20 protein-coding genes are annotated in these 21,194 nt (G+C 42.1%); 16 read left to right on the top strand and 4 right to left on the bottom strand.

The features are described 5' to 3' along the window. Positions 1-9: 9 nt before the first annotated feature. Positions 10-591 (top strand): hypothetical protein, encoded by a 582-nt coding sequence (locus Q7O90_RS04645; protein ID WP_304128087.1) that lies wholly within the window; start codon positions 10-12, stop codon positions 589-591. Positions 592-744: 153 nt separating this feature from the next. Here the strand turns inward: Q7O90_RS04645 and htpG are convergent, their stop codons facing one another. Then, entirely contained in the window at positions 745-2,679 is a 1,935-nt protein-coding gene (gene htpG / locus Q7O90_RS04650; RefSeq protein WP_304128090.1) for a molecular chaperone HtpG, read from the bottom strand. Positions 2,680-2,956: 277 nt separating this feature from the next. On the opposite strand from htpG, the gene Q7O90_RS04655 reads away from it, so the two are divergent. From Q7O90_RS04655 to dnaJ, 15 genes are all read left to right on the top strand, one after another. After that, positions 2,957-3,901 carry an NAD(P)/FAD-dependent oxidoreductase gene (locus Q7O90_RS04655; RefSeq protein WP_304128093.1) on the top strand — a complete coding sequence of 315 codons (945 nt, stop codon included), beginning with the start codon at positions 2,957-2,959 and terminating at the stop codon, positions 3,899-3,901. 73 nt (positions 3,902-3,974) lie between these two features. Further along, complete coding sequence (locus tag Q7O90_RS04660; RefSeq protein WP_304128096.1) at positions 3,975-4,832, top strand: Mrp/NBP35 family ATP-binding protein; 858 nt, start codon at positions 3,975-3,977, stop codon at positions 4,830-4,832. A 272-nt stretch (positions 4,833-5,104) separates the two neighbouring features. Next, positions 5,105-5,638, top strand: a complete 534-nt coding sequence (locus Q7O90_RS04665; RefSeq protein WP_273067184.1) for a cupin domain-containing protein — start codon at positions 5,105-5,107, stop codon at positions 5,636-5,638. A gap of 40 nt (positions 5,639-5,678) precedes the next feature. Beyond that, positions 5,679-6,767 (top strand): ABC transporter ATP-binding protein, encoded by a 1,089-nt coding sequence (locus Q7O90_RS04670; RefSeq protein WP_304128216.1) that lies wholly within the window; start codon positions 5,679-5,681, stop codon positions 6,765-6,767. Beyond that, positions 6,757-7,572: an ABC transporter permease gene (locus Q7O90_RS04675; protein WP_330667049.1), complete on the top strand. Its 816-nt coding sequence runs from the start codon at positions 6,757-6,759 to the stop codon at positions 7,570-7,572. Before Q7O90_RS04670 ends, Q7O90_RS04675 begins: the two co-directional genes overlap by 11 nt. After that, positions 7,569-8,345 carry an ABC transporter permease gene (locus Q7O90_RS04680; RefSeq protein WP_297966554.1) on the top strand — a complete coding sequence of 259 codons (777 nt, stop codon included), beginning with the start codon at positions 7,569-7,571 and terminating at the stop codon, positions 8,343-8,345. Before Q7O90_RS04675 ends, Q7O90_RS04680 begins: the two co-directional genes overlap by 4 nt. After that, the gene (locus Q7O90_RS04685) at positions 8,342-9,388 is read left to right on the top strand and encodes an ABC transporter substrate-binding protein (RefSeq protein ID WP_304128102.1); all 1,047 of its coding nucleotides are present in this window, start codon (positions 8,342-8,344) and stop codon (positions 9,386-9,388) included. Before Q7O90_RS04680 ends, Q7O90_RS04685 begins: the two co-directional genes overlap by 4 nt. 25 nt (positions 9,389-9,413) lie before the next feature. Further along, positions 9,414-10,286 carry a LysR family transcriptional regulator gene (locus Q7O90_RS04690; RefSeq protein ID WP_304128105.1) on the top strand — a complete coding sequence of 291 codons (873 nt, stop codon included), beginning with the start codon at positions 9,414-9,416 and terminating at the stop codon, positions 10,284-10,286. Positions 10,287-10,458: 172 nt separating this feature from the next. Then, positions 10,459-11,808, top strand: a complete 1,350-nt coding sequence (locus Q7O90_RS04695) for an LVIVD repeat-containing protein (protein ID WP_304128108.1) — start codon at positions 10,459-10,461, stop codon at positions 11,806-11,808. Between the two features lie 283 nt (positions 11,809-12,091). Next, positions 12,092-12,634, top strand: coding sequence for a C-GCAxxG-C-C family protein (locus Q7O90_RS04700; protein WP_297966566.1), 543 nt, complete (start codon positions 12,092-12,094; stop codon positions 12,632-12,634). Positions 12,635-12,665: 31 nt separating this feature from the next. Further along, entirely contained in the window at positions 12,666-13,586 is a 921-nt protein-coding gene (locus Q7O90_RS04705) for a TDT family transporter (protein ID WP_304128111.1), read from the top strand. Between the two features lie 269 nt (positions 13,587-13,855). Then, the gene (gene hrcA, locus Q7O90_RS04710; protein WP_304128114.1) at positions 13,856-14,905 is read left to right on the top strand and encodes a heat-inducible transcriptional repressor HrcA; all 1,050 of its coding nucleotides are present in this window, start codon (positions 13,856-13,858) and stop codon (positions 14,903-14,905) included. After that, complete coding sequence (gene grpE / locus Q7O90_RS04715) at positions 14,898-15,524, top strand: nucleotide exchange factor GrpE (RefSeq protein ID WP_304128117.1); 627 nt, start codon at positions 14,898-14,900, stop codon at positions 15,522-15,524. Before hrcA ends, grpE begins: the two co-directional genes overlap by 8 nt. Positions 15,525-15,595: 71 nt before the next feature. After that, complete coding sequence (dnaK, locus tag Q7O90_RS04720) at positions 15,596-17,449, top strand: molecular chaperone DnaK (RefSeq protein ID WP_304128120.1); 1,854 nt, start codon at positions 15,596-15,598, stop codon at positions 17,447-17,449. Between the two features lie 84 nt (positions 17,450-17,533). Continuing rightward, entirely contained in the window at positions 17,534-18,673 is a 1,140-nt protein-coding gene (gene dnaJ / locus Q7O90_RS04725; RefSeq protein WP_297966579.1) for a molecular chaperone DnaJ, read from the top strand. Positions 18,674-18,759: 86 nt separating this feature from the next. Here dnaJ and Q7O90_RS04730 read toward each other — a convergent pair whose 3' ends face one another. The 3 genes from Q7O90_RS04730 to Q7O90_RS04740 form a co-directional block, all read right to left on the bottom strand. Further along, entirely contained in the window at positions 18,760-19,038 is a 279-nt protein-coding gene (locus Q7O90_RS04730) for a thioredoxin family protein (RefSeq protein WP_297966581.1), read from the bottom strand. Positions 19,039-19,191: 153 nt separating this feature from the next. After that, the gene (locus Q7O90_RS04735) at positions 19,192-19,941 is read right to left on the bottom strand and encodes an exodeoxyribonuclease III (protein WP_304128122.1); all 750 of its coding nucleotides are present in this window, start codon (positions 19,939-19,941) and stop codon (positions 19,192-19,194) included. A gap of 80 nt (positions 19,942-20,021) precedes the next feature. Then, positions 20,022-21,194: a GH25 family lysozyme gene (locus Q7O90_RS04740; protein WP_304128126.1), complete on the bottom strand. Its 1,173-nt coding sequence runs from the start codon at positions 21,192-21,194 to the stop codon at positions 20,022-20,024.

Consider the following 21,194-nt stretch of genomic DNA (forward strand, 5'->3'; position numbering starts at 1 on the left):
AGAACTATAATGAAGAAAAAGACACTACTTATTGTGAGCATGCTTGTACTAGTTATGTTTGCGCTAACAGCTTGTGGCAGCAAGTCACCTAAGAGCGTTGTAGAGGATAACCTCAAGCAGATTAAGACTGAGAAGACTTCTTCGAACGTTTCTAAGCTATTCAACGACAAGACTCTAGAGCAGAAGTATGGAAAAGAGTATGACAAGTTCATCAAGAAGGTTCAGGACTTCGATTATGAAGTAAAGGACGAGAAGGTTGATGGAAAGAAAGCGACTGTAAAGGTTGAGATTAAGACATACGACTTCGGTGCAGCTTACAAGACTACTTATGATACCGTAGTAGCTGACGCTAAGAGCGGAAAGATCACTGCAACAACAGATGTTAAAGACTATGTTTACAATCTGATGTTCCAGAACCTAAACAGCGTAAAGGATAAGTCTTACAAGAAGACAGTTACTATCAACTGTACAAAGAACGACAAGGGCGAGTGGACAACTGATATTAATAGTAACGTTGACTTCCTAGATGCAATGATGGGTGGAATGTTCACAGCAATCAAGTCTGTTCAGGCAGGACAGGCAGCACAGTAGCACCTGCTTATCGGCTATCCGATAGATTAAGCGAATAATAAAGACCGTGGCTGCAAAGCCACGGTCTTGTTTTACATAGAGATTGTGTGTTTGGATTTAGCATTAAAAGTGCAAGTCCCTGCTGTCATGATATTACTTGACAGGGGAAGCAGCTTACTTCATGAGCTTACAGATCCTCTCTCCAAATGCTAGCGGATCTTCAACTGGCATACCTTCGAGTACAAGCGCCTGATCATACAGGAGATTTGCATAGTCATTCACTTTGTCACTATCTCCGGCTTCTACGGCCTTCTTAATAGCATCAAAGAACGGTAGGTCGCCGTTAAGCTCAAGGACTTTATCTGCTTCAACGCCTGATAGTTCTTTGTTACCAGACATTGCTGCTTGAGCTTTGAGGATCTTCTCCATCTCAATAGACACTCCGTCAGATGTTGCGAAGCATACAGGGTGATTCTTGAGTCTGGTCGATAGGATTACAGATGATACCTTATCGCCTAGGGCTTCTTTGATCGCACCCAGTGTACTCTTCGCTGCTTCGTTTTTATCCGCTTGAGCTTTTACCTCTTCTTCAGTTTTCTCAAATCCTAAATCCTTGTCGGATATATTCTTGAACTCTTTGCCATCGTATTCTCTCATCGCCATAAATGCGAATTCGTCAATATTATCAGTACAATAAAGAACTTCATAGCCCTTATCTTCAAAGAGGTCCATCTGCGGCATCATCTTAATTTTACTTCTCGACTCACCAGCAGCATAGTATATGTATTTCTGGTCGTCAGCCATCCTGGAGACATAGTCTTTCAGCGTAGTCATGCTTTCGGTGGTACTACTATAGTATAGAAGCAAGTCTTTAAGCTTATCCTTATCTGCTCCGAAGTTATCATATACTCCATATTTGAGCTGTATTCCAAAGTTCTCAAAGAACTTTTCATACTTCTCGCTTTCTTTATCTCGTATCTCTCCGAAAGTCTGTAGCAGTTTCTTCTCTAGCCTCTGTGCGATAGCACGAAGTTGTCTATCTTGCTGGAGCATCTCTCTTGAGATATTTAGCGATAAATCAGGAGAATCAACTAGACCGCTGATAAATCCAAAGTAACTTGGTAGAAGATCCTCACATTTATCCATGATTAGGACGCCACTCGAGTATAGCTGAAGTCCTGATTTAAAGTCTTTGTTATAGTAATTAAAAGGCACGTCGCTAGGCACAAATAGCAGTGCATCATATGATATTACCCCCTCAACATTAGTGTGAATCACCTTTAGGGGATCGCTCCATGCCATGTATGTCTTTTTGTAGAAGTCACTATACTGTTCATCCGTTATTTCGCTTTTTTTCATCCTCCATAGAGGCACCATGCTGTTGAGCTTTTCGTCCTCAGTATAAGTCTCGTACTCAGGCTTATAATCCTCAGAATTCATCTCATCCTCGGAGGCTGGTTTCTGTCGCTGCTTTGTGACGTTCATTACGATCGGGTAACGGATGTAGTCGGAATACTGCTTAATGATGCTTTTAATCCTAAACTCGTCTAGGAACTCGGAGTATTTATCGTCTTCAGTGTCATCCCTTAGATATATGATTATGTCAGTTCCGACATCTGTACGCTCTGTCTTGTCGATTGTGAAGCCTTCAGCACCCTCGCTCTCCCACATATATGCCTGGTCGGAACCATAGGCCTTAGAGATTACTTGAATTTTCTTCGCAACCATAAATGCGCTATAGAAGCCGACACCAAATTGACCAATGATATCTACATCCTTCATAGATTCAGCGTTATCTGCTTTAAATTTAAGCGAACCGCTATTAGCAATTATTCCTAGGTTATTTTCAAGTTCCTCTTTGCTCATACCGATTCCGTTATCTGAGATGGTTAGAGTTCTTGCGTCTTTATCAACTGCAATTCTGATTTCGTAATCATCTCTAGATTTTCCTGTGCAGCCATCTTCGGCTTCCTTATAATAACGTTTATCAATCGCATCGCTCGCATTGCTGACAAGCTCTCTCATAAATATCTCGCGGTTGGTGTAGATAGAGTTGATCATCATATCTAAGAGCCGCTGCGACTCTGCTTTAAATTTCATTTTTTCCATATCAAAACCTTCTTTCATAAGATTATTTATCCTGCTATTAGCACTCTCTAGTGATGTCTGCTAATAATATACTACTAGTCGTCAGATAATTCAAGAATTTATCATAAAAATGATATAGTTCTAAACTATAAAATTAGATTGCGCAAAATTAAAAATCACAGAATTTTCATAATCCGTAAAGTTCATGAGGTATAATGAACTTAAGATGATAACGGTGTGCTATAGGTTCATCGTAAGAATACATACATAAGGAATCAATTATACGGAGGTACTAGAGATGGGAAAGAAGTATGATGTTGCAATTATTGGCGGAGGACCAGCCGGCCTTACTGCAGGAATATATGCAGCTAGAGCTGGCAAGTCAACTGCAGTTATCGAGCGTGGACTTATAGGAGGACAGATTACCTTTACTGATTCTATAGATAATTTTCCTGCTGCGCCGGGAATGAATGGTGCAGAGTACGCGATGAAGATTCAGTCGCAGGCTGAATCGTTCGGCGCAGAAATCATCATGGATGAAATAACTGAAGTAGCCGCTCCTGAGACTGAGGGAGGAACGTTCAAGATTAAGGGTAATAGCGACGAGTATGAAGCTACTGCTGTTGTGCTTGCCACTGGACTTGATAATAGAAAGATGGGAATTTCTGGTGAAGATGGTCTAATCAGCAGAGGCATTTCTTTCTGCGCAGTGTGTGACGGTGCGTTCTTCAGAAACAAGGAAGTCGCAGTATACGGCGGGGGAAATACAGCTGTAGAAGATGCGGTATTTCTCGTTAATATCTGTTCGAAGGTCACTATAATTCATAGAAGAGACAGATTTAGAGCAGAGCAGGCAGTTATCGATGAACTCAAGGCACATGATAACGTAGAATTTGTCATGAGCAGCAACGTAGTAGGGGTAAACGGCGATAAGGCGCTAGAGTCAATTACTGTTAAAAACAATGAGACAGGTGAAACTAGGGATATCGCTGTCAGTGCTCTCTTCGTAGCTATCGGTAAGATTCCAAATGGAAAGCCTTTTGCAAACCTAGTTGCTACCGATGAAGCGGGATACTTCGAAATCGGCGAGTCTTGTGAAGCAGGAACTCCTGGAGTATTCGTAGCTGGAGATGGCAGAGCTAAGGAATTAAAACAGCTGACTACCGCAGTATCTGACGGATCCATTGCTGCAACGAAGGCTTGTCACTACGTTGATAGGATGAACGGACAGGAATACGTTTAGGAATTTGTGAATTTGTAGTACAATAAATGAGCACGATTAACATATAAGTAATTGGATATATAGGAGGAATGAAATGGCAGATAATATGCAGACACCTGAATCCTGCAGCCATGATTGTTCAAGCTGCGGGTCAAGCTGCCCATCAAGAGAAGGCGGTGCGCATGGTGGTCATGAGAAGCTAAATGAGCACAGCAGTGTTAAGAAGGTTATAGCCGTTGTCAGTGGTAAGGGTGGCGTTGGTAAATCGATGGTTACCGCATTATCAGCTGTAACGGCTAATAGAAACGGATGCAAGGTTGGAGTTATGGATGCTGACATCACAGGACCTTCAATTCCAAAGATGTTCGGTATACATGAGAAAGCTTACGGAAGTGAGATTGGTATTATTCCAGGTAAGAGTGCATCAGAGATTAAAGTTATGTCGCTCAATTTGCTCACAGAAAACGAAAGTGACCCAGTAGTGTGGAGAGGCCCTGTAATCGCAGGGGCTGTAACACAGTTCTGGACAGATGTAGCATGGGGGGACCTCGATGTGATGTTCATCGATATGCCACCAGGAACAGGAGACGTACCGCTGACAGTGTTCCAGTCACTTCCAATCGATGGAATCATCGTAGTTACATCACCACAGGAGCTTGTATCTATGATAGTTGAGAAGGCAGTCAAGATGGCGAAGATGATGAATGTTCCTATTCTCGGACTCGTTGAGAACATGAGTTACTTTGAGTGCCCGGATAACGGCAAGAAGTACGAGATCTTTGGAAAGAGCCATGTAGACGAAATTGCATCAGAGAATGGGCTCAAGGTGCTTGCAAAGCTCCCAATCAATCCTGATCTAGCTACACTGAGCGATCAGGGACGAATCGAGTTTGCTGACACGACAGCTCTCGACGAGTCTATAATGCAAATGCTGCACGATATTGAGAAGTAGTGTCACGCATCTTTATTGATACTACATATAGAAAAAAAGCCTCAGAAATCTCGAGAGAGAGGACTGGGGCTCTTTATTTGTCTAGATACGTTGTTTAATATATTGAGATTTATGATTAATATATTGACACTGTAGTTAATGTGATTATAATAGTGATGTTGGTTTACAAATACTAAACTAATTATTTATTATAATGCATAGCAGTAAATAATATTACAAGACATTTTTATGTGGATATACTGCAAATACAAAGCATTTAGATTGGACGATAGATGGAAATCGGAGAGAAAATTAAAGAGCTTAGAATAGAACGGGGACTCACTCAGGAGGAACTCGCAGATAGAGCAGAACTATCTAAGGGGTTTATTTCACAGGTGGAGAGAGATCTGACCTCTCCATCGATTGCGACACTAGAGGACATCGTTATATCTCTTGGCACAGACCTCACGTCGTTCTTCTCAGAGAAGGAGAGACCGCAGGTCGTATTTAACAGAGAGGATTACTTCGTTAAGGAAGATGAGCGTCACAAAAGTACTATAGAATGGATTGTTCCCAATGCACAGAAGAACAATATGGAGCCTATCAGAGTGACCATAGGTGCTGGTGGCACCACGATACCTGATAACCCTCATGAAGGCGAGGAATTCGGATACGTCATCAAAGGTAGTATAGATGTGCATATAGGTAGTGACGCATATCATGTGGGAAAGGGCGAGTCGTTCTATATATACCCAGAGCAAGAGCATTATATAAGCTCTGGTAAGGGTGCGGAGATTATATGGGTGAGTTCGCCACCTAGTTTCTAGAACTTAATGATAATGCTTATAACAGCAACATTGGAGGAAGATTTTGAACGAGTTAATCAGACTTGATAACATAGGGAAGAGCTACGGCGACCACGAGGTGCTAAGCGATATCTCGCTCTCAATCAAGGAGAACGAATTTGTAACACTGCTAGGACCATCGGGATGTGGCAAGACCACTACCCTGCGTATCATCGGAGGATTTGAGACTCCTGATATAGGGAAAGTAATTTTTGACGGCAAGGATATAACCAATGTCCCACCGAATCAGCGTAATGTAAATACAGTATTTCAGAACTATGCGTTGTTCCCGCACATGACAGTGCAGGAGAACATCGCTTTTGGGCTGCATGTAAGCGGTAAATCCGAACAGTACATAAAGGATAAAATCGCATACGGACTTAAGCTCGTTAATCTCGACGGTTATGGAAATAGAAGAGTCGACAAGATGTCAGGTGGTCAGCAGCAGAGGGTTGCTATGGCGCGTGCGATAGTTAATGAACCTAGAGTTCTGCTACTAGATGAGCCACTAGGTGCTCTTGATCTTAAGCTCAGACAGGAGATGCAGTACGAGCTCGTTAGACTCAAGAAGGAACTAGGCATTACATTTATATTCGTTACTCATGATCAGGAAGAAGCCCTAACGATGTCAGACACTGTCATCGTTATGAACAATGGCTACATTCAGCAGATGGGAACACCTGAAGAGATTTATAATGAGCCTGAAAATGCTTTTGTAGCAGACTTCATCGGAGATAGCAATATCGTCGATGCCAAGATGGTTGATGATAAGCTCGTTGAGATAGACGGGCATGTATTTAAATGTATTGATGGCAGGGAAAATGGATTTAATGTCGGTCAGCCTGTCGATGCGGTAATTAGACCTGAGGATATAGAGATTCGCGAGTATGGAGAAGGCATTATGAACGGCAAGATTATCAGCAAACTGTTCATCGGCGTTCACTACGAGATGCTCGTACAGAGTGAGGACGGTAAGGTGGAGTGGCTACTCCAGAATTATGATTCACATGAAGTTGGTGAGACGATAGGTATGTATGTGCGACCGGAGAACATTCAGATAATGCACAAGCCTACATCAGAGGACGAGGAGGCACAGGAAGTTGATATCTAAAAAAGGATATACAGCACCTTTTGTTATCTGGATAATCGCAGGGACTATAATCCCGATTTTGACAATTGCGTATTACGGAATAACCGATAGAAACGGTGCCTTTACATTTGAAAATATCACGGCGATGTTTAATTCGCAGCACCTAGAGGCGCTCGCCATGTCGCTGCTGCTCTCAGTTGTGAGCACGGTGGTATGTCTTGTACTGGCTTTTCCTATGGCTTTAATTTTGAGGGAAAGCAGGTTTGGCAAGCAAGGTTTCATGATATTTGTCTTTATACTTCCTATGTGGATGAATTTCCTGCTCAGAACTATGGCATGGCAAGTTCTCCTCGAGAGACAGGGAGTAATCAATTCTGTACTCACATCCATAGGACTAAATAGACAGGAGATGATGGGAACACCCGGAGCAGTGGTGCTCGGTATGGTATACGACTTCCTGCCATTTATGGTGCTTCCTATTTATAACGTCGTATCCAAGATCGATAACCGCCTGATTGAGGCAGCATATGACCTTGGAGCAGGCAAATTCTACGTGTTTAGAAGGGTTATCTTCCCGCTAAGTATCCCTGGAATTGCAAGTGGAGTGACTATGGTCTTTATCCCAGCACTCACTACATTCGTAATATCTAACATGCTTGGAGGTGGCAAGGTTAATCTAATCGGAAATATTATAGAACAGGAATTCACTGTGAACTCAAACTGGTATCTAGGCTCTGGACTTTCACTAGTCATGATGGTATTTATCATCGTCAGCATGCTTATAGTCCAGAAGTTTGGCGGTGGAGAGGAGGATCATTTATTATGAAGAAAATCTTCGGAAATATGTATTTGATAATAATAATGCTCTTCCTGTATCTGCCGATTCTAACGCTCATATTCCTATCATTCAACGAGAGCCGTTCGATGTCGGTATTTACGAGATTTTCGCTTAAGTGGTACCAGGAGATGTTTCACAGCAGACTCATACTGGGAGCTATTGTAAATACATTTTCGATAGCTATCTTAGCTTCCCTTATCGCAACTGTAATCGGTACTTTGGCAGTGCTCGGAATTGAGTCGCTAAGACCTGGTGCGCAGCAGACTCTCCTTGCAGTGAACAACATACCTATGCTTAACGCTGATATCGTAACTGGTATCTCGCTGATGCTATCGTTCCTGCTATTTGGAGTATCGCTTGGCTATATGACTATACTATTCTCGCACGTTACGTTCTGTATACCGTACGTGATACTTTCTGTTCGGCCGAGACTTAACAAGAGGACGGATACACTCTTTGAAGCAGCGATGGACCTCGGGGCTTCACGTTCATATGCTTTTAGAAAGGTCGTTCTTCCTGAACTCATGCCGGGAATACTATCTGGTGCACTTCTTTCGTTTACGATGTCAGTAGACGACTTCGTAGTTACACACTTTACCAGGGGTGCAGGTATCAACACTATATCGACACTCATATATAGTGAGGTTAAGATCGGCATCAGGCCGTCGCTATATGCGCTATCTACGATTATATTTTTGATAGCTCTAATAGCACTATTGATCGTCAATGTGAATAGGGATAAGGAGCCAAAAAGAGCATGAAAAAGTTGATAATGGGCTCTCTGTTACTGCTGCTACTTCTTACAATGACAGGGTGTAGAAGTGGCGAAAATGGAGAGGTTTATGTATACAGCTATGGAGATTACTACGACCCGGAGGTTGTTGCTGATTTTGAAGCTGATACTGGGATAAGAGTAATTCAAGATACGTATGATACTGCAGAGGAGATGTACCCTATAATAAAGAATGGCTCTGCGAACTACGATGTGGTGTGCACGTCAGATTATATGATAAGCAAGATGAGGGACGAGAATCTGCTGCAGAAATTGGACAAAAAGAATATCAGAAACATTAAAAATCTTGATGAAGACTACATGAGAAAAGCCGAGGAGTATGATCCAGGCAATGAATATTCTGTTCCATATCTGGTTGGTGTATCGGGGATTCTATACAATAAGAAGATGGTGAAGGGCAAGACGGTAGACTCGTGGAACGTATTATGGGACCCTGATTTTAAGAACAACATAGTCATGCAGGATAGTGTACGCGATGCTTTTGCAATCTCGCTCCTCAGACTTGGTTATTCACCTAACACCACAAATCCTAAGGAAATTGAAGAGGCGAAGAATGCACTTAAGGAGCAGAAGAAGCTAGTATATAAATACGCAAATGATTCGGCAAGAGATCTGCTAGCAGATAAATCAGCTGCAATTGGCGTTGTGTGGAATGGTGAATACAACTATACGCACGATCTCAATAAAGATATTGAATTTGTGGTTCCTAAGGAAGGGTCGGAGTTCTTTATCGATTCTTGGGTTGTACCTAAGAGTGCTCGCAACAAGCGAAATGCTGAAAGATTCATAAACTACATGTGCAAAGCGAAAGTGGCTAAGCGAAATTTTGACTACATATATTATACGACGCCGAACACTGCAGCGATTAAGATGATTCCCTCAAAGTACGTTTCAAACCCTGCGCTATTTCCTAGCAAAGAGACGATTGCTCGCTGTACGCTGTTAAGGAATCTCGATCCTGATACGACTAAGTTATATAGCGATAGTTGGAAGGAAGTAAAGTCAAAATAGGATACACATAAAGCGGAGATAGACGATGAACGATAGACAGATAAAAGCTTTTGTAGAAGCAGCAAGGCTTCTTAATTTCACAAAGGCCGCTGATAAGCTATACGTGCCACAATCTCAAGTCAGTCGTGCGATTAAGGGACTTGAGGATGAACTAGGGGTTATATTATTTAACAGGGAAAACTCTAGAAGCATAAAGCTATCACTCGCTGGTGAGAAATACTATAGTCTTTTTAAGAGGTTCGATGCTGAACTTGCCAAAACGAGAGAGTCACTTAGGGATGAGACGCATGAGCTGAGGCTCGGATACAACATCGGGTGGAATATATCACATTTTCTCCCACAAGTAATAGATAAATGCCGTAAGACATACGATGATTTCTCGGTTAGAATTGAATGCCTTAGCTTCGAGACACTCATGAACAAGCTTCAGTCAGGACAACTAGATGCGGTGTTATCACTGGATGATTATATGCAGGGCACTTCGGAATTGGGAATCAAATACGAAGTCGTGACCGAGGTTAATCGTTCTATAATATATTCGCATAAACTTCTAGATAAGAAGGTTACTAGTCCAAAGGAGCTAAAGGGTGTAAAGATGTTTGTCGCTGAAGATCCAAAGCTGCGTGAAATTATCTCACTCATAGGGTTTAATCTTAGGCCGTACAACTTCATACCAGAGATTGAAGTGGTCCCTAATCTTGAGTCGATGTTTGCAAATGTGCAAAATGCAAGAGGTATCATGCTGGCAGACGAATGGGTAGCTATGGGAGGCGGAACGGAAATTCACTCGATTGGGATAAGCAGTAAAGCAAATGTCGCCTTGGCTTGGCACGAAAACGCATTGAACAGAGAGGTTGCATTATTTAAAGAAGAGCTACAGGAATACTTTAAAGATTAGATATTCATAGAATATAAATAGCAAAAATGTTGATGTATGATAGATATCAATGCAAAATACGCATTGATATCTATTCGTTTTTTGTGGGTTCTAATAGATCGACTTAGGTGATAGTCTATAGTCATTAATTAGTTAAGTATGAGATTTATATATAAAATATAAGGAGGGTAACATGTCTAGAAGAGAAGAGATGCTTTTTAAAAACACTGAGTTCGTAGGTTATTCGGATTTGAACAAGAAACCTGGTTTTCAGATGGGAATGCACCGTACTAAGGATGGCAGATATTATCTTTATACCGCTTGCTTCCGTGACAATGGGTTTAACATCGTAGATGTTACAGATCCTGCAAATCCAGTTGCAAAGTGGGTTGAGGGAGACTGGGTTGGTGAAGTTCATGACGGGCAGAGTCTTGCTAAGCTGCAGGTAGCTGATGGCAAATTGATCGCTTGCTATGGTGGTACTATGAGAGTTCTACATGGTACTCACGAGCAACCATATTGGGGTGGGTTCAAGATTTACGACATAGAGTCGGATCCTTTAAATCCTAAGCTGCTCGGACAGTTTGAGTGCGAAGATGGACCAGGAGTTCATCGTAGCTTCTACAATGGTGGAGACTACGCATATATTATGGGTAGTAAACGTAACTTCAGAGGGTATATCCTAAGAATTGTAGATATCTCGGACCCAACTAATCCAACTGAAGTAGGAAGCTGGTGGGCAGATGGACAGTATCTCGGTAACAAGAAGGCATCTGACATGCCGGAGGTTGGGACTGAACCATTTATGAAGCTCCCTAATGGACATGCAATAACGGTAAAAGATGATGTCGTATATGCAGCTTTTCCTAATGTAGGATTTTGCATGATCGATGTGCACGACAAGAGTAGACCTAGACTTCTTGGAAACGTCTCTCTAAATCCTCCATTCAGTAACGGTCAGTCGGGAGCAGCTGTGCATACAGCAATGCCTCTTGGGGATAGACCATTTGCCATTGTTACCACAGAAGGCGAGAGAACATGGTATTTCGATAACAATAGAGAAGAAGGGATGTTCCATAAGATTACTAGTCAGCCTATGAATATCATTGGAATGATTGAGACATCTGATAAAGAGAACCCAGCACTCATCTCGGTATTTCCATACCCAGAGGTACCAGAAGCGTATAAGAAGTGTCACGGCGAGAACTTCAACATCATCGATGGTCAGAGGGTGGTATTTGGACCACATAACATGTTCGATGCGTTCGGACAGGACTGCCTCGAGAGCAGAGATGACAGAGTGTATAACTGCCACTTCCAGGCAGGTCTTCGTATTTATGATGTTTCAGATCCGTTCGTACCAAAGGAGATTGCCTACTTCATGCCACCAGATCCAGAAGGTACTTGGTTTGATATCGATGAAGGTACGCTATTCCCTGGACCACATGTTGGACATGCTGAGGACTGTATAGTAGATGATAGAGGATACATCTACGTAGATACATATCAGGATGGACTCTATATCGTTCGCTGTACGGTATAGATATAGATTAAAAAATCTTAACTTACCGATAAGGATAACCGTGTGATTAAAATTTGGCGACTTCCACTATTAGGAGGTCGCTATTTTTTGTTACTTTTATTTGGTAAAGTGTCCGAAATAAAAAGGTATTGATTATTTTTATTTTAAGCCAGATAAATCATAGTAATAATTGAAGTTATTAATATAGCTAAAATTCTTTAGGTATTTAGAGTATTATTTGATACGATAGTCAAGAATGTATCACAAGGATGATACGTTTGAAGGTATGATTGGAGGTAACAAAATGAAAGTAAATGCAAAATCTATCGATTTAGCGAAGGTACAGGCTGAGGCTGAAGAGTCATATCGCAAGGGATTCTTCTGCTGTGAGGCAGTTATGGAAGTTATTATGGATAACTTTGAGCTAGATGTTCCACATGAGATTATCAAGATGGCATCTGGTATGGCAATCGGTGTTGGTAAATCTGGATGTATCTGTGGTGCTCTCAACGGTGGTGTGCTAGCAATAAGCATGTTCTTCGGTAGAGATGAGCAAAGGGGACCTAAGGATCCAGAGGTTGTAAAATGCATGAGCATGACAAATGAACTTCACGACTGGTTTAGAGAGAATAACACAAAGAAGGCAGCATGTTGCCGTGTTCTTACAAGAGAATTTGATATGAGCCAGGGTGGTCATAAGTCGCAGTGCATCTACTATACAGGAATGTGCGCTGCAAAGACCGCAGAAATACTCGCTCGTGAGCTTGGGATTGAGACCACTGGGGAAATCAAAGTCCTTTCTCATGACGACTATCTCAAGACTAGAACTACGCCACTTGAAGCTTAAAAATGTTTTGTAGAGAACGGAGAATGTGATTATGATTAAGAAAGTACCTTTTCCCATATGTGGTGTGATGCTTGGAACAGCTGCCCTCGGAAATCTACTGCAGAGTTATTCGGATACGGTTCGAAATGTCTGTGGAATCTTGGCGGCATTTTTGCTGGTTTTAATACTGATAAAGCTCATAAAATATCCGAGTACAATAAAAGAAGATTTGGATACTCCTGTAATGGCTGGAGTAGCAGCAACTTTTCCAATGGCGCTGATGATACTCAGTACATACGTTAAACCATTTATAGGGCAAGGCGCATACTTTGTCTGGATATTCGCTATAGTATTACATATTATACTTATCGTATATTTTACAGTGAAGTTCGTATTGAAGTACGATCAGAAAAAGGTCTTCACGACTTGGTTCATCGTATATGTAGGAATTGCAGTTGCAGGAGTAACTGCACCTGCGTATGAAAAGACTGGGTTTGGAGTAGCGACATTCTGGTTCGGCCTAATTATACTAATCCCACTTCTCATGATAGTTATCAAGAGGTATACAGTGCATCCACTGCCGGACCCCGTTAAACCGCTTACTGGAATATTTGCAGCGCCTATGAGTCTTTGTATCGCGGCATACATTCAGTCAGTTCAAGTTAAGAACTATACGCTGCTTATGGGGATGTTCGTAGTAGCAACAGTACTGTATGTATATTCTCTAGTTGTCTCTCTTGGATTACTGAAGAAGTTCTATCCGAGCTTTGCGGGATTCACTTTTCCTTTTGTAATCAGTGCGATTGCTACTAAGCAGACGATGGCGTGTTCTGCTCTCATGGGGCACCCGCTTCCATGGTTAAACAATGTCGTCCTAGCTGAAACGGTTATAGCAACAGCATTTGTAGCATTTGTTTATGTGAAGTACATGGTGTTTATATTTGCTGGAAATGCACGTCATGAAGGCAATTAGTGAAATCGCATCAATAAACAAAACTGTTGCAAAATGCAAGGAAACAAGATTTTCAAAAGAAGGATCTAATATGAAAATTGATAGACCTCGGACTATGTCAGAGGTCTATTTTAGTGTGAACATATACTGATGTGTACTTCACGAAAAAAACATATAGTAATCCATTTTATGTGTTGACACATTGAGTAAGTAATAGTAGACTATGTGTAGTGATTAGCACTCCATATTAATGAGTGCTAACAAAAATCTTGAGGACAGGAGGGAGAGCATTGGATATAAGTGAGAGAAAACTTCAGATCCTCCAGGCAATCATTACTGATTATGTTAAAAGTGCGGAACCTGTCGGCTCGCGGTCACTTGCTAAGAAGTATGGACTAGGCGTCAGCCCAGCTACGATTAGAAATGAAATGGCTGATTTAGAAGAGCTTGGTTACCTGACCCATCCTCACACTTCGGCAGGTCGTGTACCTTCTGACAAGGCTTACAGACTCTATGTTAATAATCTCATGAGTAAGCACGATCTTTCGCCAGAGGAAAAAGAGATTATTAACGAGAGAATGCAGGTGAGTGTGGCTGAGTTTAATCAGACACTTCAGCAGGCCGCAGAGCTTCTATCTGATATTACAAAACTTGCATCCTTTGCGATGACACCATCAGCAAGCTGCGACACGTTAAAGTTCATAAGGCTGCTTCCAGTAGATGAAGCCACAATCGTGTTAATGATAGTTTCGGATACAGGTAATGTTAACAATACTACGCTTAAAGTGGATGTTCCATATACACCTGAGTCTTTAGAGGTTTTGAGCAAGTCGATGACGTATAACTATAAGGGGACTACGATAGATGAGGCCCTTAAGAAATCGATTATCGCAGATTTCAATTCTGACCTTGAGGCGATGAGTCCGCTAGCAAGCAAGATTATGCCTAACTTTATGAAGACGCTTGAGGATATGCTCAATGTCAATCTATACATGGAAGGCTTGACCAATATATTCAATATTCCTGAGTACAGCAGCATTGATAAGGCAAAAGCTTTTATCGAGCTAGTTAGCAAGAAGGATGAATTTGCGAAGGACATGCTCCAGCGTGACGATGGAATAATCGTGACTATAGGAGATGAAAATACCGATTCTTCGATGAAAGATTGCTCGCTTGTAACAGCGACATACCATGTAGATGGTAAATTGATAGGAAAGATCGGTGTAATTGGACCGACACGTATGAACTACAGCGAGGTAACTTCAATTATGGAGTATCTGACAGAGAACCTCAGTAAATCGTTCTTGCTAAGTGAGGGAAAGGAAATTAAGGATGACTGAAGAGAAAAAGATTAATGGCGATCAAGCTGAAGCTCAGACGAAAGCGACAGAAGAGCTTAAGACTGAAACTTCAGATTCAATAGATAACAATATGGAAAATGAAACAATATCAAAAGAAGATGAGCAGCCTGAATCCTCCGAAGGTTCCGAGGATAATGCTTCGGAGGCCACTGCCGAAGATAATAGCAAGAAAGCGGAAGCTGAAGAAAATGGCGATGCAAAATACCTTAGACTGATGGCAGAGTTTCAGAATTATAAGAAGCGAGTTGCAAAGGAGAAGTCCGATATACATTCTTATGCAAATGAAAAGATTGTAACTGAACTGCTCGAGGTGCTTGATAATTTCGAGAGAGCGCTCGCGACTGATAATTCCACAGATGTAGAAGGTTATGCACAGGGCATGAAACTTATCTTTGATCAATTGCTCGGAGTGCTCACGAAGTCTGGACTTGTGGAAGTGAAGGCTCTTGGTGAAGAGTTTGATCCTAACATGCATAACGCAGTTATGACAGCAGATAGTGAAGAGTACGACAGCAATAAGGTTTGTAGCGTGCTCCAGAAGGGATATACCCTTAACGGAAAGGTCATTAGACCTTCAATGGTTACTGTCGCAAAGTAGTGCGGTAGCACAAAAGGCGAGTACATAAAATTAGTAAATTAAGATTTCTTATATGAAAGGAAGTAAATAAAATGAGTAAGATTATTGGAATTGATTTAGGAACAACAAATAGCTGTGTAGCCGTTCTAGAGGGCGGAGAACCAGTGGTAATCGCAAATGCGGAGGGTGCAAGAACGACTCCATCTGTAGTTGCATTCACAAAGAATGGTGAGAGACTAGTAGGAGAGACTGCTAAGAGACAGGCTATAACTAACCCAGATAGAACAATCGCTTCTATCAAGAGACACATGGGTGAGAACTACACTGTAGAGATTGATGGCAAGAGCTACACTCCACAGGATATCTCAGCTATGATATTAGGAAAGCTTAAGGCAGATGCTGAAGCTTATCTCGGAGAGAAGGTTTCAGAGGCTGTAATCACAGTTCCTGCATACTTCTCCGATGCACAGAAGCAGGCTACAAAGGATGCTGGTAAGATTGCAGGACTCGATGTAAAGAGAATCATCAATGAGCCAACAGCTGCATCGCTAGCTTACGGACTAGATAAGGCTGACGGATCACAGAAGATTCTCGTATACGACCTAGGTGGCGGTACATTCGATGTATCTGTACTTGAACTAGGAGACGGAGTATTTGAGGTACTAGCTACAAACGGAGATACACATCTCGGCGGAGATGACTTCGATAACGCAGTTCTAAACTTCCTAGCTGACTCCTTCATGGCAGAGCATGGAATAGATCTTAGAAAAGACAACATGGCTCTACAGAGACTAAAGGAAGCTGCAGAGAAGGCTAAGAAAGAGCTATCAAGTGCTCAGACAACTAAGATTAATCTGCCATTCATCACAGTTTCTGAAGCTGGCCCACTTCACATGGATATGGATCTTACAAGAGCTAGATTTGATCAGCTCACTAGCGATTTAGTGGATAGAAGTATTGAGCCTATGAAGAAGGCTATGGCAGATGCTGGAGTAACTAACGCTGACATCTCTAAGGTAATCCTCGTTGGTGGTTCAACTCGTATTCCAGCAGTTCAGGCAGCAGTTCAGAAGGTAACCGGTAAAGAACCATTTAAGGGAATCAACCCTGACGAGTGCGTTGCAGTAGGTGCTGCGATTCAGGCTGGAGTACTCACAGGTGAGGTAAATGACGTGCTTCTGCTCGACGTTACTCCACTATCACTTTCAATTGAGACACTAGGTGGTGTAGCAACAAAGCTGATCGAGAGAAATACTACTATTCCAACTAAGAAGAGTCAGATTTTCTCGACAGCAGCAGACAATCAGACAGCGGTAGATGTTCACGTAATGCAGGGTGAAAGAGAGATGGCTGCCGACAATATCACACTGGGCAGATTCCAGCTCACAGGTATCGCTCCAGCTCCTCGTGGAATTCCACAGATTGAGGTTACATTTGACATCGATGCCAACGGTATCGTAAATGTAAGTGCTAAGGACCTAGGAACTGGAAAAGAGCAGCAGATCACGATCACGTCTTCAACTAAGCTTTCTGAGGATGAGATTAACGCTAAGATCAAGGAAGCTGAGCAGTATGCTGAAGAGGATAAGAAGAAGAAGGAAGAAGTCGAGGTTAAGAACCAGGCTGAAGGAATGCTCTTCGAGACCGAAAAGCAGATGAATGAACTCGGTGACAAGGTTACAGCTGATGAGAAGTCTAAAGTTGATGCTGCAAGGGAAGACCTTAAGAAGGCAGTAGAAGCTAACGATGTTGAAGATATCAAGGCTAAGATTGAGGCTCTAACACAGGCATTCTATCCAATTTCATCGAGAATCTATCAGGAAGCTCAGCAGGCTCAGGCAAGTGCTGCAGGATCTGGTGAGCAGGCACAGGACAGCGCACAGAGTGCAGGTCCAAATGGCAACACTGTAGATGCTGACTATGAAGTGGTAGACGAAGACAAATAAGTCTAAATACAGCAGGTGATTACTGCCGGCACCTAGTGCCGGCAGTTCACTGATTTAATAAATTTATCGTTGGAAGGAAATAATATGGCAGAAAAAAGAGATTATTATGAGGTGCTGGGCATCCAGAAAGGTGCTTCCGAAGACGAAATCAAGAAAGCATATCGTAAGATGGCGATGAAATATCATCCTGATAAGAATCCAGGAGATAAGGAAGCTGAAGAAAAATTCAAGGAAGCCAATGAAGCATACGCTGTATTGTCGGATCCTGATAAAAAGAATAAGTATGACAGATTTGGACACGCAGGAGTAGATCCAAATGCAGGCTTTGGCGGTGGTGGCGCAGGAGCAGGCTTTGGTGGCTTCGGTGGCTTTGAAGATATATTTGATATGTTCGGCGGTGGCTTTGGTGGTTTCGGCGGACGCAGTGCTAGGAGGAATGGTCCTCGCAAGGGTAATGACCTGCAGAAGTCGATTACAATCGAGTTTACAGAAGCGATATTTGGCTGCAGAAAAGAAATCAAGCTAACCAAAGAAGTTAAATGTAAAACCTGTAATGGCGAAGGAACGGCCCCAGGAACACATAAGCATACTTGTGAGAAGTGCGGTGGAACTGGTCAGGTATCTAGCGTATCGCAGACTCCTTTTGGTACTTTCCAAAATGTGACTACTTGTGATGCGTGTGGTGGAACTGGTCAGGTAATAGACAAGCCTTGTCCTGATTGCCACGGCAAAGGTTCAGTTAGAAAGACTGTTACACTTAAAATTGATATTCCGGCAGGAGTTGATAGCGATAGCATAATTCCTATTCGCGGAGAGGGTGAACCTGGTGTAAATGGAGGTCCGTCCGGAGATCTGTATATTGTTATCAACGTAAAGCCACACAAGATTTACAAGAGACGTGGCGATGACCTATATCTGACGATGCCTATTTCATATGATCAGGCAGTTCTCGGTGACAAGGTTAAAGTTCCGGGTTTCAATGAAACCTATTCATACACGTTGGCTCCAGGAACTCAGACTGGATCCAACTTCAGGCTGAAGGGTAAGGGTGTTAAGAACCCTAGAACTGGCAGATATGGCGACCTCTATGTAAAGGTAAATATTGAGGTTCCGACCAAGCTCAGCGCTAAGGAGAAAAAAGCGATTAAGAACATGGCCGAGACATTCTCTGAGGATTCATATCCGCGCAAGAAGGAGTTTAGCAAACTCAAGTTTGATAAATAGTAATGAAATAGCTACAAGGCATGCCTTGTAGCTATTTTTTCTGACATTTAAATTGTATTTCAGCAGATTTTATCGGGTCGATGCATCTACTGTAGCGCCTCATCCAGCACATCCTTGATGTGACCTTTGCACTCCTCGTAGCTTTCAAATAGATGAGCCTCATACTTCTTCTCCCCATCGATAAACATCGAAGGTGTAGCATAGTAATCGTAGTTTGCGATGATCTCAGGATGTTCATTCTCCTCAATCCATTCGATTTCAACCTTGCCGTACTCTGGATTCTCTTCGATGAGATCAGCTAGAGCCTTTTTTCCTTGCACACAGTATGGGCATCCTGCATATTCAAATGCTGTAATCTTTTTCATAACTTTTTCCTTTCTTCTTTTGTATAAATATTAGCGTTAGTTTTAATTAAATAGCTTGATTTTCAAGTATTTTCATCATAAGTATATTTTTACTATCTAAATTATCATTGTACAATCGTTAATGTGGGAGCACATATATTGTGGCCACCAATGCTATTCAAGTACCAAGGAGACGGGGCAGTGGTCGCTGCCGTACACATCAGTTAATATAGAAGCCTCTTTGATTTTAGGTTCTAGCCGATTAGACACGATAAAGTAGTCTATGCGCCAACCAGCGTTGTTGGCACGGGCGTTGAAGCGGTATGACCACCAGGAGTACATGCCTGTCGTTTCAGGCTGTAGGTATCTAAATGTGTCAGTAAATCCCGCCTCCAGCAGTTCTGTCATCTTGCCGCGCTCCTCATCGGAGAAGCCAGCACTACCGCGATTGCTCTTTGGATTCTTGAGGTCGATTTCCTGATGTGCAACGTTGAGGTCGCCGCAGTATACGACAGGCTTCACTTTGTCTAGCTCAGTCATATAAGCTCGCAGGTCATCCTCGTATTCCATCCTGTAGTCAATGCGCTTCAGCTCGTTCTGAGCGTTTGGCACATATGCGCATATAAGGTAAAAATCATCATACTCAAGCGTGATTACACGACCTTCGTCATTATGCTTTCCCTCGATTCCGTATGCAACACTTAGCGGCTCTTCTTTTGCGAAAATCGCAGTTCCTGAGTAACCTTTTTTTTCAGCATAGCTGTAATATTCGTAATAACCCTCGGGGTGGAAGTCAGCTTGTCCTTCCTGCATCTTGGTTTCTTGAATACAGAAAAAGTCAGCATCGAGTTCATTAAAAATCTCTTCAAAGCCTTTCTTTAGAACAGCTCTGAAACCATTTACGTTCCATGATATAAATTTCATTTTACAATCTTCCTTTACCTTAACTGGTATATGCATATCTCATACAATTATAGAAGATCTGCATATGAGGTCTTGAGTCATCATAATAGCTTTTTGATTTTGAAGCTAGTCATGACTGAATCTTTATATTTTCCTATCCCTGTAACTATAGCATATCCAGTGCCTGGAGATGTGTTCTTAATGTATGCAACTCTATAATCTTTATCTTCGCTAAGTTCCTTGCCGTGGTCGTAAACAACGATACCAGGCTTAACAGCAAATCCGAGATACCTTGAACTATGGCTTTTAAGCTGCACATTGCATCTTTCAATTGACTTTTTGCCAATAGCTTTAGAACTTAAAGAGTGATATGTCTCCTTTGGATTTAGATACATGAAGTTAAGATCCACGTTCTTGCTTATGCCTGGAACAGTAGCTTTATCTGTACTCTGCCACATCATGTATTTACCTTTGTAGGTGGCCTTCGTATGATACTGGGCGAGCCAGATATTTGTACTCTTGGATAGCTCGTACCCACTCGCGTAGTGCATAAGGAAATCATAGTTTCCGTAGACCATTGTTTCGTAGCCACGCCCCCAGCCTCTCTTTGCAAATGCTAAAGCGTTCCTATTTATACCTGAAGTTCCAAGTGAGCCTGAGCTTATCGCTCGAGCGAGCCTGCCACCGTTATATAGCTCGTAGTCCATCACTAGTGGTAAATCTATGTGATATTTGTCTGCTAAGTCAGCTAGATAATCGGCTTCGGCTGCTGCTTCTTCAGTCGTTGTAGCTTGTGAGTATATATATACTCCGACCATTAGTCCTGCATCGTAGGCCCCTTTAATGTTCTTCTCAAACTTTGCATCTTTGTGAAGGTTTCCCTTTGACGCATCTCTGAAACCAGCACGTATATATACGAAATCAACACCTGACTTTTTAACTTTATGCCAATCGATATTATCTCCCTGTGCATATGAAACATCAATCCCCGTGGATATCACGTATCCTTTAAATCTAGCATCGTGCGTAAAATTGCCGTATTCGAATGGAGTGCCACGCATAGAGTGGAGAATAATCACAATCAAAATCGCTAAAAGCCCGATAATAGAAAATGTCACCTTGAACTTGTTTTTCTTTATCTTGCGCATAGCCTTGCGCTTAAATGAGCTCCATTTTCGTTTCCAATATTTCTTAATCCTTGATCGTAGTCCATCTCGTTTTCTCGTAGATTTTCTGCGTTTTTGTCTTGATGAACTAGTTTGTCTGTGCCTCAT

Source organism: Mogibacterium diversum (assembly GCF_938028775.1).
Classification (GTDB): domain Bacteria; phylum Bacillota; class Clostridia; order Peptostreptococcales; family Anaerovoracaceae; genus Mogibacterium; species Mogibacterium diversum_A.

Excerpts from the sequence above, each read along its gene's own strand:
- Q7O90_RS04645 (WP_304128087.1), top strand. The coding sequence starts at position 10 with ATGAAGAAAAAGACACTACTTATTGTGAGCATGCTTGTACTAGTTATG.
- htpG (WP_304128090.1), bottom strand. The coding sequence starts at position 2,679 with ATGGAAAAAATGAAATTTAAAGCAGAGTCGCAGCGGCTCTTAGATATG.
- Q7O90_RS04655 (WP_304128093.1), top strand. The coding sequence starts at position 2,957 with ATGGGAAAGAAGTATGATGTTGCAATTATTGGCGGAGGACCAGCCGGC.
- Q7O90_RS04660 (WP_304128096.1), top strand. The coding sequence starts at position 3,975 with ATGGCAGATAATATGCAGACACCTGAATCCTGCAGCCATGATTGTTCA.
- Q7O90_RS04665 (WP_273067184.1), top strand. The coding sequence starts at position 5,105 with ATGGAAATCGGAGAGAAAATTAAAGAGCTTAGAATAGAACGGGGACTC.
- Q7O90_RS04680 (WP_297966554.1), top strand. The coding sequence starts at position 7,569 with ATGAAGAAAATCTTCGGAAATATGTATTTGATAATAATAATGCTCTTC.
- Q7O90_RS04685 (WP_304128102.1), top strand. The coding sequence starts at position 8,342 with ATGAAAAAGTTGATAATGGGCTCTCTGTTACTGCTGCTACTTCTTACA.
- Q7O90_RS04690 (WP_304128105.1), top strand. The coding sequence starts at position 9,414 with ATGAACGATAGACAGATAAAAGCTTTTGTAGAAGCAGCAAGGCTTCTT.
- Q7O90_RS04695 (WP_304128108.1), top strand. The coding sequence starts at position 10,459 with ATGTCTAGAAGAGAAGAGATGCTTTTTAAAAACACTGAGTTCGTAGGT.
- Q7O90_RS04700 (WP_297966566.1), top strand. The coding sequence starts at position 12,092 with ATGAAAGTAAATGCAAAATCTATCGATTTAGCGAAGGTACAGGCTGAG.
- Q7O90_RS04705 (WP_304128111.1), top strand. The coding sequence starts at position 12,666 with ATGATTAAGAAAGTACCTTTTCCCATATGTGGTGTGATGCTTGGAACA.
- grpE (WP_304128117.1), top strand. The coding sequence starts at position 14,898 with ATGACTGAAGAGAAAAAGATTAATGGCGATCAAGCTGAAGCTCAGACG.
- dnaK (WP_304128120.1), top strand. The coding sequence starts at position 15,596 with ATGAGTAAGATTATTGGAATTGATTTAGGAACAACAAATAGCTGTGTA.
- dnaJ (WP_297966579.1), top strand. The coding sequence starts at position 17,534 with ATGGCAGAAAAAAGAGATTATTATGAGGTGCTGGGCATCCAGAAAGGT.
- Q7O90_RS04730 (WP_297966581.1), bottom strand. The coding sequence starts at position 19,038 with ATGAAAAAGATTACAGCATTTGAATATGCAGGATGCCCATACTGTGTG.
- Q7O90_RS04735 (WP_304128122.1), bottom strand. The coding sequence starts at position 19,941 with ATGAAATTTATATCATGGAACGTAAATGGTTTCAGAGCTGTTCTAAAG.
- Q7O90_RS04740 (WP_304128126.1), bottom strand. The coding sequence starts at position 21,194 with ATGAGGCACAGACAAACTAGTTCATCAAGACAAAAACGCAGAAAATCT.